The organism is Actinoallomurus sp. CA-142502 (assembly GCF_050936355.1).
Taxonomy (GTDB): Bacteria; Actinomycetota; Actinomycetes; order Streptosporangiales; family Streptosporangiaceae; genus Actinoallomurus; species Actinoallomurus iriomotensis.
The window spans coordinates 9,512,859-9,528,533 of sequence record NZ_JBNJMY010000001.1; the positions used below are offsets into that span (position 1 = coordinate 9,512,859).

The 15,675-nt window shown below is 71.5% G+C and carries 11 protein-coding genes and 1 pseudogene; 9 read left to right on the forward strand and 3 right to left on the reverse strand.

Features of this window, described 5'->3' with window-relative positions:
- Positions 1-2 precede the first annotated feature (2 nt).
- Positions 3-1,058: a GDSL-type esterase/lipase family protein gene (locus ACQEV1_RS44435; RefSeq protein WP_433403100.1), complete on the forward strand. Its 1,056-nt coding sequence runs from the start codon at positions 3-5 to the stop codon at positions 1,056-1,058.
- Between the two features lie 10 nt (positions 1,059-1,068).
- Here the strand turns inward: ACQEV1_RS44435 and ACQEV1_RS44440 are convergent, their stop codons facing one another.
- Complete coding sequence (locus ACQEV1_RS44440; RefSeq protein ID WP_285626973.1) at positions 1,069-1,863, reverse strand: polysaccharide deacetylase family protein; 795 nt, start codon at positions 1,861-1,863, stop codon at positions 1,069-1,071.
- A 201-nt stretch (positions 1,864-2,064) separates the two neighbouring features.
- Between ACQEV1_RS44440 and ACQEV1_RS44445 the strand changes: the two genes are divergently transcribed.
- The 3 genes from ACQEV1_RS44445 (at position 2,065) to ACQEV1_RS44455 (ending at position 5,493) form a co-directional block, all read left to right on the forward strand.
- Positions 2,065-3,267 carry a hypothetical protein gene (locus tag ACQEV1_RS44445; RefSeq protein ID WP_285626971.1) on the forward strand — a complete coding sequence of 401 codons (1,203 nt, stop codon included), beginning with the start codon at positions 2,065-2,067 and terminating at the stop codon, positions 3,265-3,267.
- Positions 3,268-3,316: 49 nt separating this feature from the next.
- Positions 3,317-4,834, forward strand: a complete 1,518-nt coding sequence (locus ACQEV1_RS44450) for a molybdopterin-dependent oxidoreductase (protein WP_433403103.1) — start codon at positions 3,317-3,319, stop codon at positions 4,832-4,834.
- Between the two features lie 65 nt (positions 4,835-4,899).
- Complete coding sequence (locus tag ACQEV1_RS44455; protein WP_433406103.1) at positions 4,900-5,493, forward strand: fasciclin domain-containing protein; 594 nt, start codon at positions 4,900-4,902, stop codon at positions 5,491-5,493.
- 63 nt (positions 5,494-5,556) lie between these two features.
- Here the strand turns inward: ACQEV1_RS44455 and ACQEV1_RS44460 are convergent, their stop codons facing one another.
- Complete coding sequence (locus ACQEV1_RS44460) at positions 5,557-7,416, reverse strand: M64 family metallopeptidase (protein WP_433403106.1); 1,860 nt, start codon at positions 7,414-7,416, stop codon at positions 5,557-5,559.
- Positions 7,417-7,661: 245 nt separating this feature from the next.
- Between ACQEV1_RS44460 and ACQEV1_RS44465 the strand changes: the two genes are divergently transcribed.
- The 4 genes and pseudogenes from ACQEV1_RS44465 to ACQEV1_RS44480 all read left to right on the forward strand — a co-directional run.
- Positions 7,662-9,317 (forward strand): penicillin-binding transpeptidase domain-containing protein, encoded by a 1,656-nt coding sequence (locus ACQEV1_RS44465; protein ID WP_433403108.1) that lies wholly within the window; start codon positions 7,662-7,664, stop codon positions 9,315-9,317.
- The gene (locus ACQEV1_RS44470) at positions 9,314-11,281 is read left to right on the forward strand and encodes a transglycosylase domain-containing protein (protein ID WP_433403111.1); all 1,968 of its coding nucleotides are present in this window, start codon (positions 9,314-9,316) and stop codon (positions 11,279-11,281) included. The genes ACQEV1_RS44465 and ACQEV1_RS44470 overlap by 4 nt, the downstream gene beginning before the upstream one ends.
- Before the next feature lie 46 nt (positions 11,282-11,327).
- Positions 11,328-14,618 (forward strand): DUF4132 domain-containing protein, encoded by a 3,291-nt coding sequence (locus ACQEV1_RS44475; protein ID WP_433403114.1) that lies wholly within the window; start codon positions 11,328-11,330, stop codon positions 14,616-14,618.
- Positions 14,619-15,023: pseudogene (locus ACQEV1_RS44480) on the forward strand (DUF6461 domain-containing protein); the annotation flags it as partial.
- A gap of 21 nt (positions 15,024-15,044) precedes the next feature.
- Here the strand turns inward: ACQEV1_RS44480 and ACQEV1_RS44485 are convergent.
- Complete coding sequence (locus tag ACQEV1_RS44485) at positions 15,045-15,185, reverse strand: hypothetical protein (RefSeq protein WP_433403117.1); 141 nt, start codon at positions 15,183-15,185, stop codon at positions 15,045-15,047.
- Between the two features lie 154 nt (positions 15,186-15,339).
- On the opposite strand from ACQEV1_RS44485, the gene ACQEV1_RS44490 reads away from it, so the two are divergent.
- Entirely contained in the window at positions 15,340-15,672 is a 333-nt protein-coding gene (locus tag ACQEV1_RS44490; RefSeq protein ID WP_433403120.1) for a hypothetical protein, read from the forward strand.
- The last annotated feature ends 3 nt before the right edge of the window (positions 15,673-15,675 follow it).

Sequence of the window (15,675 nt, forward strand, 5' to 3'; positions counted from 1 at the left end):
TCATGACCTGGACCACCGCCTTTCTCGCCGCGCTGGGTGACCCGGACGGAACGCCGCCCTTCATGCCACAGCCCCGGTCGTTCTCCGCCCAGACGGTGCGGCAGGCCGTCCGGCTGCGGCGCGGCGGCCGCTCCCTGCGGCTCACCCTGAGCAACGAGTTCGGCCGTACGCCGCTGGTCATCGACGAGGTGACGGTGGCGGGCGGCGTGCCCGTCCCGTACCGCGGTGGGACGCGCTGGGAGATCCCGCCAGGAGAGACCGCGACGAGCGACCCGGTCCCCCTCGACACCTCGGCGGGCGACGAACTCCAGGTCCGCTGCTTCGTGGCCGGCCGCGCCGAACCGGCCGCGTACCTGCACTCGGCCCAGCGCACCGGCGAGATCCTCCCGGGCGCCGAACGGTTCCCCTCGCTCTACTGGATCAACCGGGTCCACACCGACGCGCCCGCGACCGGACCGGTCGTCGTCGCCCTCGGCGACTCGATCACCCGAGGCGACGGCACCTCCGCCGACCGCGACCAGCGGTACCCCGATCACCTGCAGCGGAGGCTGCTCTCCGCCGGGATCGAGGGCGCCGTCGTCCTGAACGCGGGCATCGGCGGCAACCGGCTGCTCGGCCCCTTGTTCGGGCCGACCATGACGGAGCGGTTCACCCGCGACGTGCTCGGCGTCCCCGAGGTCACCCACGTCCTGATCATGGGCGGGCTCAACGACCTCGCCATGGGATCGACGGCGGGCGACATCACCGCGGCCCTGTTCGCGCTGGCCCGCCGTACGCAGGAGCACGGCGCCCAGCCGATCCTGGGCACGATCACCCCGGTCGGGGGCAGCACTTATGAGATGTTCCAGGCCGACGGTCTCGAAGGCGAGCGGCGAGCCGTCAACCAGGCCGTCACCGGCCAGCGGGACTGGCCGGTCGCCGACTTCGCCGCCGCCCTCGCCGACCAGGACGACCCCACCCGGCTCCCCGCGGCCTTCGACTCCGGCGACGGCGTGCACCCCGGAGACGCGGGTGCCCGCGCCCTCGCCGAGACCGTGGACCTCGACCTGCTCAAGTAGGCCGGACGGCTCAGAGGGCGACGAACGTGAGGCCGCGCTGCTGAAGGGCCGGGATGACGGTGCGCAGGGCCTCGATCGTCTCGGAGCGGTCGCCGCCGCCGTCGTGGCAGAGCAGGATGTCGCCCGGCTTGGCGGCCAGCATCGTCTCGGTGATGTGGCTCGTGCCGGGGCGCGCCCAGTCGCGGGGGTCGACCGCCCAGTCGATGTTGATCATGCCGTGCTCGGCGGCGGTGTCGAGGACCTGGGTCGACCACGCGCCGCCGGGCGAGCGGAAGAACTTCGGCGCGACCCCGGTGGCCTGCGCGATCCGGTCGTGCGCCTCGCCGATCTCCTGCCTGATCTTGTCGGAGCCCATTCCCGGCAGGTTGAGCGGGTGCGTCATCGTGTGGTCCGAGACCTGGTGGCCCGCCGCCACGATCCGCTTGACCAGCTGTGGAGTCTCGATCACCTGTTCGCCGATGAGGGAGAACGTCGCCGGCACCTTGAACTCCGCGAGCAGGTCCAGCATCTTCGGCGTCCAGGTCGGGTGCGGACCGTCGTCGATGGTCAGCGCGACGGCCGTGGCCGGAGCGGGCGGCGACAGGTCCTTCAGCCCGTGCACGGGACGCTGGAGCGCCTGGATCGGCCCATGGGCGTACCCCGGATCCGGCGGAGGGCGATGCGCGGCCGCCGTACGGGCCCGCCGTTTCGCGGGCTTCGTGTCCGGCTGAACCGCCCGTACGATCACCGGCCCGCCTCCGGCCAGGAGGCCGAGGGTCCCGGCGGCCGCCGTAAGCAATACCTGACGTCGGTCAAGTCCGCCCATTGCGCCTCCCCGAGTGCCGGTTCTCTTTGGTGACTTGCCCCGACATGAGAATGCGGATACTCCCCGTCAGGTTCATGCTTCGGTGAAGGAAGAGTATTGCCGCGTCCACGGGCGTACCGCCGCTTTCCGTGGCGTGTCGCCGACCGCACCGAAAAAGGGGGCACCGTACCAGGATCGCCCCCGCGAGGACATAATCGTGTGGTGTTCGGAAACGGACCGCGCTTCCCCGTCATCGAGTCCACCTGCGGCTGGTCGGCGGCGCCCGTGGTCAGCGACGACCTGATCCTGCTCGCGGGCGGCGCGAGCGGCCAGGAGGTCGGCGACGCGCCGATCCTGCAGGCGATCGACCATGAGAACGGCGTGGGAGAGCGGTTCCGGCTGACCCGCGAGGCCAGCGGCCGGGAGATCGAGCCCGGCGAGATCACCACCACTCCGGGCGGCGACATCGTCCTGCCCGTCTACGAACACGACACCTCGCTCCACGTCATGCGGATCGCCCGCGACGGCGACGTGCGCGCCGTGGACGCGCTCCCCGACGACGAGCCGTACGACATCGTCGCGTACGACCTGGGCAGCAAGCTGCGGGTGGCGGTCCGTGCCCTGGACGACGAGGGGTACCTGTGCTCGTGGCTGTACCGGCAGGGCCGGCGGCAGGGCATCACCTACCGGCGCTGGGGCGAGGACGGGTACCTGTGGGGCAGCGAGGAATGGCTGCTGCACGCGAGCGGCGACATCGTCGTCGGCGCGACCTCGCCCGACTACGGCCGGCCGGGACCGGCGCAGCGCTGGGTCGGACGCGACGCCGCCACGGGCACCACCCGGTGGTTCACCGAGACCGCAGGGTACGTGCTGGCCGGCCGGGCCGGTGACGCGCTGATCGCCATCGACCTGGCCTCCTTCGACCGCTCCGATCGCGGCGAGCGCGACGACGACTTCGTCACCTGGGCGCACGACACCGGGGTGCACGCCATCGACCTGGCCACCGGCGTACGGCGCTGGACCAGTACCGTGCCGGGCCGGGTGCACAGCGCCGCCGTCGGACCGGACGGGGTCGCGCTGTGCGCCGAGTCCGCCGACGACGGCACCTGGCGGGTGCACCACCTCGACCTCGACGGCGCGTACACGGGCGTGACGCCGCTCGGCGGGCACGCGTGCGTGGTCGCGCGTACGGTCGAGTACACGTTCGCGCTGGTCGAGGGGCAGTGGCTCATGGCGCTGGACAACCCCGGCACCGCCGCGTCCGGCGCCGCCGAACCCTGGACCATCCCCATCCCACTCGGCGGCCTCGCGCCGAGCTACGCCGCCCGGGTGGCCGACATGCGGCTCGACACGGTGCCGATCACGCTCGCCGGCACCCGCTGCCACCTGCGCGGAATCGACAGTCTGCAGATCATCGAGATCTGATCCGAGAAAGGAGCCAATCCGCTCCGCGTCCGGCCCCGAATAAGGGGGCATGGACGGAAAACCGGCAGACGGCGTCGCGGGTGTCATCGCCGGCGGAGTGGCCCTCGGCGTCGCCGAGTTGTCCGCGGCCGCCGCCGGTGGGCAGCAGGCATCGCCGCTGATCGCGGTGGGTGCGGCGGGCATCACGTTGGCCCCGGAGTGGCTCAAGGATTTTGCTATCCGGCATTTCGGGACGAATGACAAGCTCGTCCTGCTCATCGGCCTTGGCGCCGGCATAGCGGCGATAGCCGTAATCCTCGGAATCATCACGCGTCGGCATCCGGTGATCGGTCTGGCGGGCCTCGGCGCCCTGGCCGTACTGGGCGCCGTGGCGGCGGTGACCCGGCCGGCCGCCGGTTGGACCGCCGTCATCCCCTCGATCGTCGGCGGCCTCGCGGGAATGGCCGCGCTGGCTCTTCTCGTACGCCCCCATGATCACCCACGGACCGGTCAGGCCGTCGGCGCGGATCGGCGGAACCTCCTCCTGACCGGCGCGGGGGCGGTGGCGGTCGCCGGGGCATCCGGTCTCGGCGGCCGCCTCCTGCTGGAGCGCGGGAACGTCGACGCCGCCCGCAGGTCCGTACGGCTGCCCCGCGCGGCCTCCGCGGCCAGGGCGGTGCCGGCCGGCGCGCAGATCCGGGTGCCCGGCATGACGCCGTTCGTCACGCCCAACCCCGGCTTCTACCGGGTCGACACGGCGCTGACGCTGCCGCAGGTCGCGCCGCGGGACTGGACGCTGCGGATCCACGGCTTGGTCGACCACCCGGTCGAGCTGTCCTTCGACGACCTGCTGAAGCGCCCGATGCTCGAACGCGACATCACCCTCAGCTGCGTCTCGAACCAGGTCGGCGGCAGGTACGCCGGCAACGCCCGCTGGCTCGGCGCCTCCCTGGCCGGGCTCCTGCGCGAGGCCGGGCTACGGTCCGGCGCCGACCAGATCCTCAGCCGCTCCGCCGACGGCTTCACGGTCAGCACACCGATCGAGACGATCATGGACGGCCGCGACGCCCTGCTGGCGGTCGGCATGAACGGCGAGCCGCTCCCGGTCGCCCACGGGTTCCCCGCCCGCATGGTGGTGCCCGGCCTGTACGGCTACGTCTCGGCGACCAAGTGGGTGGTCGACCTGAAGGTCACCCGGTTCGCCACCGACAAGGCCTACTGGACCGAACGCGGCTACGCCGACCACGCGCCCGTCAAGACGCTGTCCCGCATCGACGTGCCCCGCGCGTTCGCGCAAGTCAAGGCCGGCCGAGTGCCGGTGGCCGGTACGGCGTGGGCGCAGCACCGGGGGATCGACGCGGTCGAGGTCCGCGTCGACGGCGGGCCCTGGCGGCGGGCGGAGCTCGCCCCCGTGTCCGGACTGGACACCTGGCGCCAGTGGGTCCTCGAGTGGGACGCCACGCCGGGCTCACACCGGCTGGAGGTCCGGGCCACCGACGGCACCGGCGCGATCCAGCCGAGTACACGCGTGCCGCCCATCCCCGATGGGGCGACGGGTTGGCACTCGATCGTGGTCACCGTCACCTGACGGGCCCACAGGAAACCCACAGTTGAAGGAGAAGTCTCGTGAAGACCCGTGTTCTGACCGTCGGCATGCTCACCGGTGGTCTCCTGCTCAGCGCCGCGGCCTGCGGCGGTGACGGCAAGAGCGGCGACGGCGCCTCCTCCGCCGGGGCGGGCGGCGGCGCGCCGACGTCGAGCGCCGCGATGGCGGACAAGCCGTTCGGCTCCGGCTGCTCGGCCGTGCCGGACTCCGGCAAGGGCAGCTTCTCCGGCATGGCGCAGGACCCGGTCGCCACCGCCGCCTCCAACAACCCGGTCCTGTCCACGCTGGTCACGGCGGTCAAGAAGGCCGGCCTGGTGGACACGCTGAACTCCGCGCAGAACCTCACGGTGTTCGCCCCCACCAACGACGCCTTCGCCAAGATCCCCAAGAAGACGCTCAACAAGGTGCTCGCGGACAAGAAGACCCTGTCGAGCATCCTCACGTACCACGTCGTCGGCCAGAAGGTCGCGCCCAGCGGACTGACGAGCGGCAGCTTCAAGACCCTCCAGGGCGGCATGGTCAACACCAGTGGCTCGGGCGAGTCGTACAAGGTCAACGACGCGAACGTGGTCTGCGGCAACGTTCAGACGGCCAACGCCACCGTCTACATCATCGACTCGGTGCTGATGCCGAAGAAGTAAGCGGGGCGTCCCCGGCCCACCGTTCCGCGGCGGGCCGGGGGACCGTGGGCCGGGGAAACGCCGTCAGCCGCTCTTGCGCAGGATCACCGTGACCTTCGTGGCCGGGCCGACGTTTCCGGCGGCGTCGATGGCGCGGTACTCGATGGTGTGCCGGCCGTAGCCGGGCGGTACGTTCTCCCAGGCGACGGCTCGCGCGGGTTTGCCGAGCTTGCCGTAGTAGAGGTCGTCGATGTTCGTGCCCAGGGGTGTGAACACGAACGGCGCGGTGGAGTCGGTCGGCCAGCCGAAGTAGCGGTACCAGCCGTCCCCGTCGACCTGGAACTCCGCCAGTGTGCTGCCCGGCCCGTCGTCGGACGGGTTCAGCTTCATGGTGAACCGGTCGTCGAAGACCTTGGTGCCGCCGTGCGTCGCGGCCGGTGTGGAGAACTGCGCGGCGATCGCCGGACGTCGCGCGTCGACCTTCCAGGACAGCGGCGCCGACCGGGCGCCGGTGGCGGGGTCGGCCGCTCGCGCGGTGACGGTGTGCGTCCCGGAGGTCAGGTGGAAGCGCCCCAGGTCGAGGTCGCGGTCGTTCCCCGGGGTCGTCACCCGCCGGCCGTCGACGGTCCACCGGACCGCCGGGACCGACACCGTCGGGTGCGTCGTCTCCGCGTAGATCACGTCGTTCGCGCCCACGTCCGTGCCGGCGGGGGTGGCGTCCGTGAAGCCCACGGCGGGGGCCACCGGCGCGGTCGTGAGCCGGGTGTCCACCGTCCAGGTACGGGTCTGGGTGAGGGCCGCGGAGGACCTGATCGCCGGGTCGCGTACGAAGCCGGTGGGGTCGTCGACCTTCGCGGTCAGGGTGTGCGTGCCCGGCCTGAGGTGCCGCCGGGCCAGGTCGAGGTTGTGCCGGTCCGTACTGCCGGGGACGGTCCGGCCGTCGAGGGTCCAGGTGATGTGCAGCGGGTGGCTCACCGGGTGGAGGGTCTCCAGCCAGACGACGCGGTCCGCGCCGACGGGCGCCCCGGTCGGGGTCTGGTCCTGCACCAGGTCGAGCTTGGCGGAGATGGCCTGCGTCATCCGTTCGCGTTCGACCTGGTCGTAGGCGTAGCCGAGGGTCTTCATCATCGAGTGCTCGCTCGGCCGCCACACGCCCGTGGTGTCGTAGACGCCGCCCTCGTAGCGGCCGACGACGCCGCCGGCCGTGCTGCGGTCGCCGAGCCAGCGCCACCATTTGGCGTGCTGCTCGCGCATCTGCCGCTCGGTGAGGAGGGTGTGGTGGATCGAGTCCGGTTCGCCGCCGGTGTACGCGCCGCCGGGCACGCCCCGCTGGTAGTAGTTGTACTCGTCCTGCAGGCCGCCGAGTGAGTGGCCGATCTCGTGCGGCATGATCAGCGAGGACATCGCGTTGCCGCCGGACGCCGTGGCGTACGTCCCGCCCGCGCCGCCGTACGTGGTGCTGTTGGCCAGCGCGACGATCTGCCGGTTGGCGGCGCTGGTGCCGGTGACCAGGTCCGCGTACCTGCCGGCCGCGTCATCGTCCATGACCAGCAGGCGCTGGATGCCGTCGGTCCGGCAGCCGCTCCAGAACCGCATGCTCAGCGGCGTGGTGCGCTTGGCGGAGTTCACGGAGGGGTCGCAGCTCACGCCCGACTCGCCGGACGTGATCTCGACCCGGTAGACGTTGACGTAGCTGCGGTAGGACTTCCACGGTTCGAACCCGAAGAGGGTGCTGACCTCCCGGTCGACGTTCTCGCGGAACTTCGGCATGTCGGCCTCGGTGTAGCCGTCGCCGAGGATGACGACGTTGAACCGCTTCGCCGGATCGCCGGTGACCTGGACCGGCACGACCTTGGCACCGCCGACGTCGTCGGCGTGTGCCGGACCGGCCGGCGCCACGAGCGACGCGGCGACCGCCATCGTCGCGATCATGCGTCTGAGCATGAGAGGCCCTCCTACGGATGCGCATCGGACCAGCTGATCATCGTCCGCTGGAGGCCGATGCGGAACCGTCCGCCACGCCCTGACCCGGCTGATTTCCCTTGTGACGGAGCTCGGTGACCGGGCGCTGTGGGCAGGAAGGATATCGAAACGCCTATCACTCCCCATTCATATGCATCTTGGACTTTTCGCTGGTCAGCTGCTGTCCTTGTCGGCCTGACGAAGTCTGGCGGACAGAGGGGAGTCCGATGATGCGCCGATCCCGCATGGTCGCCGTCGCGGTGGTCGCGGCCGTGGCCGTGCTCACGGGGGTGGGAGCGGTGTGGTTCCTGCGTGACGACGACGGGCCGGGCGACACCGCGAAGCGGTACCTCGCGGCCTGGAGCGGCGGCGACTTCGTCGCCATGCGCGCCCTGACCGACCGTCCGCCCGCCGATTTCGCGACCCGGTTCACCCGCATGCGGGACGACCTGGGCGTCACCAGACAGCACTACCGGATCGCCTCGGTCGGACACGCCAAGGACGGCGAGGCGGGCGGCTCGTACCGGGCCGAGCTGACGCTGTCCGGGGGACGCGTCTGGACGTACGGCGGGTCGCTGCCGTTCGTCGAGCGGGACGGCCGGTGGCGGGTGGCCTGGTCTCCGCGGGTCATGTACCCGGGTCTCGAGGAGGGGCAGCGGCTCCGCGCCGCGCGCACGTGGCCGGACCGGGCGGACATCGAGGCGGCGGACGGCAGCGGTCTGAGCGGGTCGCCGTCCGGGTCCGTCCAGCAGCTCACCGGTCCGCTCGGCCCCGCGTCCGCCGCCGCCGCGAAGAAGCTCGGCGCGCCGTACCGCGCGGGCGACACGATCGGCGTGGACGGGCTCCAGCGGCAGTACGAGCGCCGTCTCGCCGGTACGCCCGCCCTCGCCGTGCAGATCGTCGACGCGCACGGCACGCCGGTGCGGACGCTCCAGCGGTTCGGCGGCACCGAGGGCCGGCCGCTGCGGACGACGCTCGACCCGAAGGTCCAGAGCGCCGCCCGTGACGCCCTCGCCGACGTGGCCAAGCCCACGTCGCTGGTCGCGCTGCGACCCTCCACCGGGGAGATCCTCGCCGTGGCGAACAAGCCCGGCGGCTACAACCGGGCGCTGATGGGCCAGTACCCGCCGGGCTCGACGTTCAAGGTGGTCACGGCGGCGGCGCTGGTCGCGGGCGGCATGGACGCCGGGACCCGGGTCGGCTGCCCGGCCACCACCACGGTCGGGGGCCGCTCGTTCCACAACTACCAGCAGGAGGACTTCGGGACGGTCGCCCTCCGGGAGGCGTTCGCGCACTCGTGCAACACCACGTTCGCGCGTCTCGCCGTGGACCGGCTCGGCCAGCGGCGGCTGGGCCAGGTCGCCACCGAGTTCGGTTTCAACGCCCCGATCATCGCCGGGCTGCCCGCCGTACGGGCCTCGTTCCCGGACAACAAGGACGACGCCTCCTTCGCCGCCGCCTCGTTCGGGCAGGGGCAGGTCCTCACCAGCCCGCTGAACATGGCGAGCGTGGCCGCGGCCGCCGCCGACGGCACCTGGCGCTCGCCCCGGCTGGTCGACGCCTCACTCGTGTCGCAGGCCGTGGACGCCGGCGGCCACCGGCCCGAGCCGCCGCACCGGTTGCGGCCCGCGGTGGAGCGGGCGCTGCACTCCCTGATGCCCGCCGTCGTCAGCGAGGGGACCGCCGCCGGCGTCGACTTCCCGTCCGGGACGGCGGGCAAGACCGGCACGGCGGAGTACGGGACCGGCGCCGAGCCGCCCACGCACGCCTGGTTCATCGGCTACCACGGCGACCTGGCCTTCGCCGTGATCGTCGAGGGCGGCGGGACCGGCTCCGAAGCCGCCGCGCCCATCGCGGCGAAGTTCCTCAAGGCCGCCGGATGAGCGCGCTGGTCAAGCTGCTGCGACTGCTCGGGGCGGCTGCCTTCGCGGGGGTACTGGTCGGTCTGCTGGCATTGCCGGGTGTGGGCAGTGTGGGGATGGCGGCGCGGGACGCGTCAGCGGGTTTCCAGGACATGCCGGACTTCAGCCTGTCGCCGCCGCCGGAGCGGAGCACGGTGTACTCGGCCGACGGCCAGGTGATCGCACGGTTCTACTACCACAACCGTGAGTCGGTGAGCCTGGACCAGGTGGCGCCCGTCATGCGGAAGGCGATCGTCGCGATCGAGGACGACCGGTTCTACGACCACGGCCCGCTGGACTTCAAGGGCTCCTTCCGCGCGCTGGTGACCAACGCGCAGGACGGCGGGATCAAGCAGGGCGGTTCGACGTTGACACAGCAGTACGTCAAGAACCTGCTGGTGGAGAACGCCAGGACGGACGAGGAGGCGCAGGCGGCCAAGGCGCCGAACTTCGGGCGGAAGCTGCGGGAACTCCGGTACGCGGTGAATGTGGAGAAGCGGCTGACCAAGCAGCAGATCCTGCAGGGTTATCTCAACATCGCGTACTTCGGGTCGGGCGCGTACGGGGTGCAGGCGGCCTCGCAGTACTACTTCAGCAAGAACGCCTCACAGCTGACGCTGTCGGAGGCGGCGCTGCTCGCCGGTGTCACCAACAGCCCGTACTTCTATGACCCGGAGATCAACCAGAAGGGCGCCACCGACCGCCGCAACACGGTGCTGTACCGGATGGCGCAGCTGAAGATGATCACCAAGGCGCAGGCCGACGCCGCCGCGGCGACACCGATCACGCTGCACATCAAAAAGCCCAAGGCCGACTGCGTCGACAGCAAGGCCCCGTTCTTCTGCGAGTACGTCAAGGACGAGATCCTGGGCAACCCCGCGTTCGGCAAGACCGCCGCCGACCGCGAACGCCTCCTCTACCGCGGCGGCCTCACCATCCGCACCACCCTCGACATGAAGGCACAAAAAGCCGCCCAAAGAGCACTGGCGCTACGACCGAACAAGGCCAAGACCGCGACCGAGGCGATGGTCAAACCCGGCACCGGCGAGATCAAGGCCATGGTCGTCAGCAAGACCTACGGCGACAGCAGGAAGAAGGGCCAGACCACCCTCAACCTCGCCGCCGACTACGCCCACGGCGGCAACGGCGGCTACTCCGCCGGCTCCACCTTCAAGATCTTCACCCTCGCCGCCGCCCTCGACAAGGGCTACAGCGTCGGCACCACCCTCCCCGCACCCAACAGCACCACCGTCAGCGGCTACACCGACTGCGAGGGCAACCACTTCGAGCCGTGGTCGGTACGCAACGCGGAGACCACCAAGGCGTCCTCGGCCAGCTTGTCGACCGGCACCTGGGAGTCGCTCAACACCTTCTACGCCTACCTCGAACAGCGCGTGGGCCTGTGCGACTCGGTCCGCATGGCACAGAGGTTCGGCATGGCGCAGGCGACCGGCCGGCCGCTGCAACAGGTGCCCTCCCAGGTGCTGGGGACCAACGACATCGACGTCACCCACCTCGCCGCCGCGTACGCCGCCTTCGCCGCCCACGGCCGGTACTGCGCGCCGATCGCCGTCACGGACGTCACCGACTCCACCGGCAAGAGGATCGACGTCCCCAGGGCCGAGTGCGACAAGGCGGTCGACGCCGGCGTCGCCGACGAGGCGACGCGGATCCTGCGGGGGGTGCTCACCAAGGGCACGGGCCGGGGCCTGGGCATCGGCCGTCCGGCGGCCGCCAAGACCGGCACCTGTGAGAGTTTCTCGTGCGCGGCGTTCGCCGGCTACACGCCCGACCTCGCGGCGGCCGTCTGGTTCGGCGACCCGGCCGCGCCGTTCGGCGACCCGAGCCCCGGCGTCTTCGGCGCCAACGTGGGCCCGATCTGGCGGGCGTCCATGGAGGGCGCGCTGCGCGGCGCCGCTCCGACGCCGTTCACCGCCCAAAGGTGATCATTGTGGCGGTCCCTGTCGTAGGTCTGCTCTAGGGTCGGGCGCCGTGGGAGACAACCATGCTGCGACAGCGGACGAGGACGCCCTGGACATCCCGGAGTCGTGGCGGCGCCGGCTGTATCCACGGCGCGGCGGGCGGCCGGGACCGGCGGTCAAGGTCGACCGCTCGGCGGTCGCGGACGTACGCGAGAAGCTCCAGCGGATGGAGGCCGCGCGGCCACTCGCCGAACGGGCCGATGTCGAGCCGGGCCTGGCCGAAGCGGCACGGGAGTACGTCTCCGGCGGCGCGAATCCGCTGGGTGCGGCCGTGGCCGCCACGCTGCTCCTCGGCGAGCGGCCGGGCTACTACGCGATCGAGAAGCTCGCGGTGCCGCTGGCGGACGCGTGGGTGACCGAGCACGGGCTGCCTTTCGCCGCCTGCGCGTTCGCCGAGTTCAGTCAGCTCCAGTGGGACTCTTCCGAGCTCCGGCTCATCGGGGACGGAAGCAGTGCCTCGTCGGTCGTCGCGAGTCCCGCGGCGAAGGCCGGTGTGCGGCTGCGGGGCCTGCTGGCCGTCGCCGGCGACCGTGAGTACGCGGAGGCCGTCGACGGCCTGGCGGGGCGCCGCCGCACCGCGTCACAGCGGGTGGTGGTCTCCTTCCTGGTGCCGTCCCGGCACGACTGGGTGGAAGAGTGCTGCGCCGCTCCGCCCGACGCCAGGCACGAGGCCCATTTCTGGTGGATGCTGTACTGCTCGCTGGGATCGTCCCGCCATGTGGAGCTGATCGCCCCGCACGGAGTCGTCTTCCACTATTCGTGGAACCGGTCGCACCTGGTCACCCTGCTGGACGGCGTCGGCGCGGACGCCGTGCCGTTGCTCGTGAAGGCCTTCGAGGCCGATCTCTACCTCACGGACCTTCGCAAGCTGATCCTGGAGACGCTCGCGATCGTGCCGAGCGACGAGGCGTTCCAGGCTCTGGTCGACCGCGCCGACCAGAAGTACGTGCGGGCCGCCCTGCTCACGGCGATGACGCACTTCCCCGCCCGGGCGCTGCGGCTGCTGGCCGGTGCGCCGCAACTCGCCGATCTGCTGGCCGCGCACGCGCGGACCCACCAAGAGCTGGTGGCCGAGTTGCCGCCCGCGCTACAGGACGCGATCGGTTCGCTGGACGACCAGGACCGGCTGCCGGACGCCCCGGCGGACGCGCTGCCGCGACCGCTGGCCGACCCGCCGTGGCTGCGCACCACCGCGCCGGCCGAGCCGGTCGTCGTCAACGGGCTCACTCCGCCCGCCGAGCCCGGGATGCGGTGGGAGCCCGGTGAGCAGGAGCAGTGGGCCAAGACCGATCAGCGGCACAGGGTCCCGGACAGTGACGACTGGGACAAGCTGATCGAGGAGTTCCGCGCCGGGAAGGCCAACGGGTACGGATTCGGCGTCCTCACGTACGGCCCCGTGGAGAAGGTCGGCCCGCTGCTGGCCGACTGGTCCCCGCAACTGTGGGAGGCCGAGATCTGGCTACGGCCGATCGTGGCCCGGTCCGGTGTCGACGCGCTGCCGGTCGCACGGCGGATCGCGGAGGCCGACCCGGCGGGTCTCGCCGATCGGGCACTGCCGTTCCTGGACGCCGGTGTCGCGCGGGTGATGGCCGAAGGCCTGGCCAAGCCGAAGCGTCGCGAACTCGCGCTCTCCTGGTTCGACCGGCATGGCGTGGACGCGGTGCCTCTGCTGGTGCCGGCCGCGCTGGGCAAGCCGGGCGCGCCGCGCCGGGAGGCCGAGGCCGCGCTGCGCCTGCTGGCCGGAAAGCACGGGAACGAGAGCGTCGTCGAGGCGACGGCGCGCGTGCACGGCGACGAGGCGGCGGACGCTCTGAAGGCGCTGCTCTCGGTGGATCCCCTGGAGCTGCTGCCGAAACGCATACCGGTGGTCGGCGAGTGGGCCGACGCGATACGGCTGCCGCAGATCCGGCTCCGTGACCGGGACGACGCGCTCCCGGCCGATGCCGTCCGCCACCTGCTGACGATGCTGGCCATGTCCAAGCCCGACGAGGTGTACGCGGGCGTCGGGATCGTCAAGGACGCCTGCGACGCCGGTTCGCTCGCCGCGTTCGGATGGGCGTTGTTCGAGGAGTGGCAGCGGGGCGACGCGCCGGCCAAGGACGGATGGGCACTGACGCAACTCGGCTGGTTCGGCGACGACGACACCGTCCGCCGGCTGACGCCGCTCATCCGCAAGTGGCCGGGCGAGGGCGGTCACGCCAAGGCGGTCGCGGGCCTGGACGTCCTGGCCGCGATCGGCACGGACGTGGCGCTGATGCACCTGTACGGCATCGCGCAGAAGGTGAGGTTCAAGGGCCTCAAGGCGCGTGCGCAGGAGAAGATCGAGGAGGTCGCCGACGGGTTCGGCCTGACGGCCGAGCAGCTGGGCGACCGGTTGGTCCCCGACTTCGGCCTGGACTCCGACGGCGGGCTGGTCCTGGACTATGGGCCGCGCCGTTTCGTCGTCGGCTTCGACGAGCAGCTCCGGCCGTACGTGGCCGACGAGGGCGGCAGCCGCCGCAAGGCCCTGCCCAAGCCGGGCGCCAAGGACGACCAGGAGCCGGCACAGGCTGCGTACCAGCGGTTCACCGCGCTGAAGAAGGACGTGCGCACGGTCGCCGCCGGCCAGATCCGGCGGCTGGAGTCGGCGATGGTGGCCCGGCGCCGCTGGACGACCGAAGAGTTCCGCCGGCTGTTCGTGGCGCACCCGCTGATCTGGCACATCGCGCGGCGTCTGGTGTGGGTCAGCGAGGACGGCGGCAAGGCGACCGCGTTCCGCGTGGCCGAGGACCGCACGTTCGCCGACGTCGACGACGACGTGCTGACGTTGCCCGAGACGGCGCTCATCGGCATCCCGCACCCGCTGGAGCTGGGCGATGCGCTGGACGCGTGGTCGGCGGTGTTCGCCGACTACGAGATCCTCCAGCCGTTCCCGCAGCTCGGCCGCGAAGTCCACGTCCTGACCGACGCCGAACGCGCCAGCCGGCGACTGAAGCGATTCGAGGGCGTCACCGTACCGCCCGCTGCCATCCTCGGCCTGGAAGGCCGAGGATGGCAGCGCAGCTCCCCGATGGACGCCGGAATCCAGTTCTGCGTCTTCCGCGAGGTCCCCGGCGGCCGGTACGTCAACATCAAACTGGACCACGGCATCGTCATCGGCTACGTGGAGGACAGCCCCGACCAGAAGCTGGAGGAGATCCGGCTCGACGACCGCCCGGAAGACGGCTACTGGTCGCCGAGACGCGAGGGGCTGCCCTTCGGCGACCTGGACCCGGTCACCACCTCGGAAGTGATCGCCGAGCTCACCGACGCGGCGTCCTGAATGTCAGCACGTCATTTCGACCGGTACGAAGAGCTGCTCGGTGAGATCTACTGCCTCACCTTCGTTCGCGGCGTCGACGAGACCGGGGCCCTGCTGCGCATGGGCGGGTTAGCGGACACGATCCGGCCCCGCCCGCTGGCCCACGTGTGGCAGGAGATGCGGTCGTACGAGGCCGGATACCCCACGATCGCCCAGGCGTTGAACGCCGGACCGTGGACGGTCGTCATCGAGCCGAGCGGGGTCCACGGGTCCGGCGCCCAGCTGCTGAACGCCGTGTCACGGGGCACCGAAGCGGTGTCGGTGCTCCGCCACGACTACGCCAATGACCACCTCGCCTACAGCGTCGACGGCGAGCTGGTGACCGAGCTGGTCGGCGCGAAACCCGCGATCCGCCGCGGAACCGAACCGGACCGGATCCTCCCCCAGCTACGCGCCGCCGGCCTGGATCCCGAGGGACCTGACGACGGCGATCCCCTGATACACCCCCATGTCGGGATCTTGCGTCTCGTCGGTCAGATCACCGGCTTCCTGCCCGACCTCACCGGCGGCCCGCTGGCGAGTGCCCACCTCGAACCATGGTTCAACGCGACCGAGCCCTCGGCCGTCCACCGCCTCTCGCACGAGGAACTCACCGACGCCCTGACCGCCGTCCCCGCCTCCCTGCGCCGTACGGGAGGTCCGCCGCCTGGCCGAACTGCTCGACGTCGCCCATCACCGGGACGTGTCCGAAGCCCTGGATACGGCCGAACGCGAAGGAAGCGTGGCCGTACCCGCCGGCTCCGCCCTGGGCCACCGCGTACGCGACTGGCTGATGAACGGAAGACGCGCCCACCACGTACTGACCGACCCCACCGAACGCCACCGCATGACCGAAGAAGAGAGAATCCAAGCCACCCGCCTGTGGTGTCTGGCCGGAGCACTACGCGGCGCACTACGGTCCGACTCTCCCGCAGGCGCGTTCGAGGCATTACGCCCACTCATCGTCGACGTCTTCGACTGGGCCGACGACGCCTCCCACCGCGCCGCACTCCTAAGAGAACTCCACGCCCACTGATCA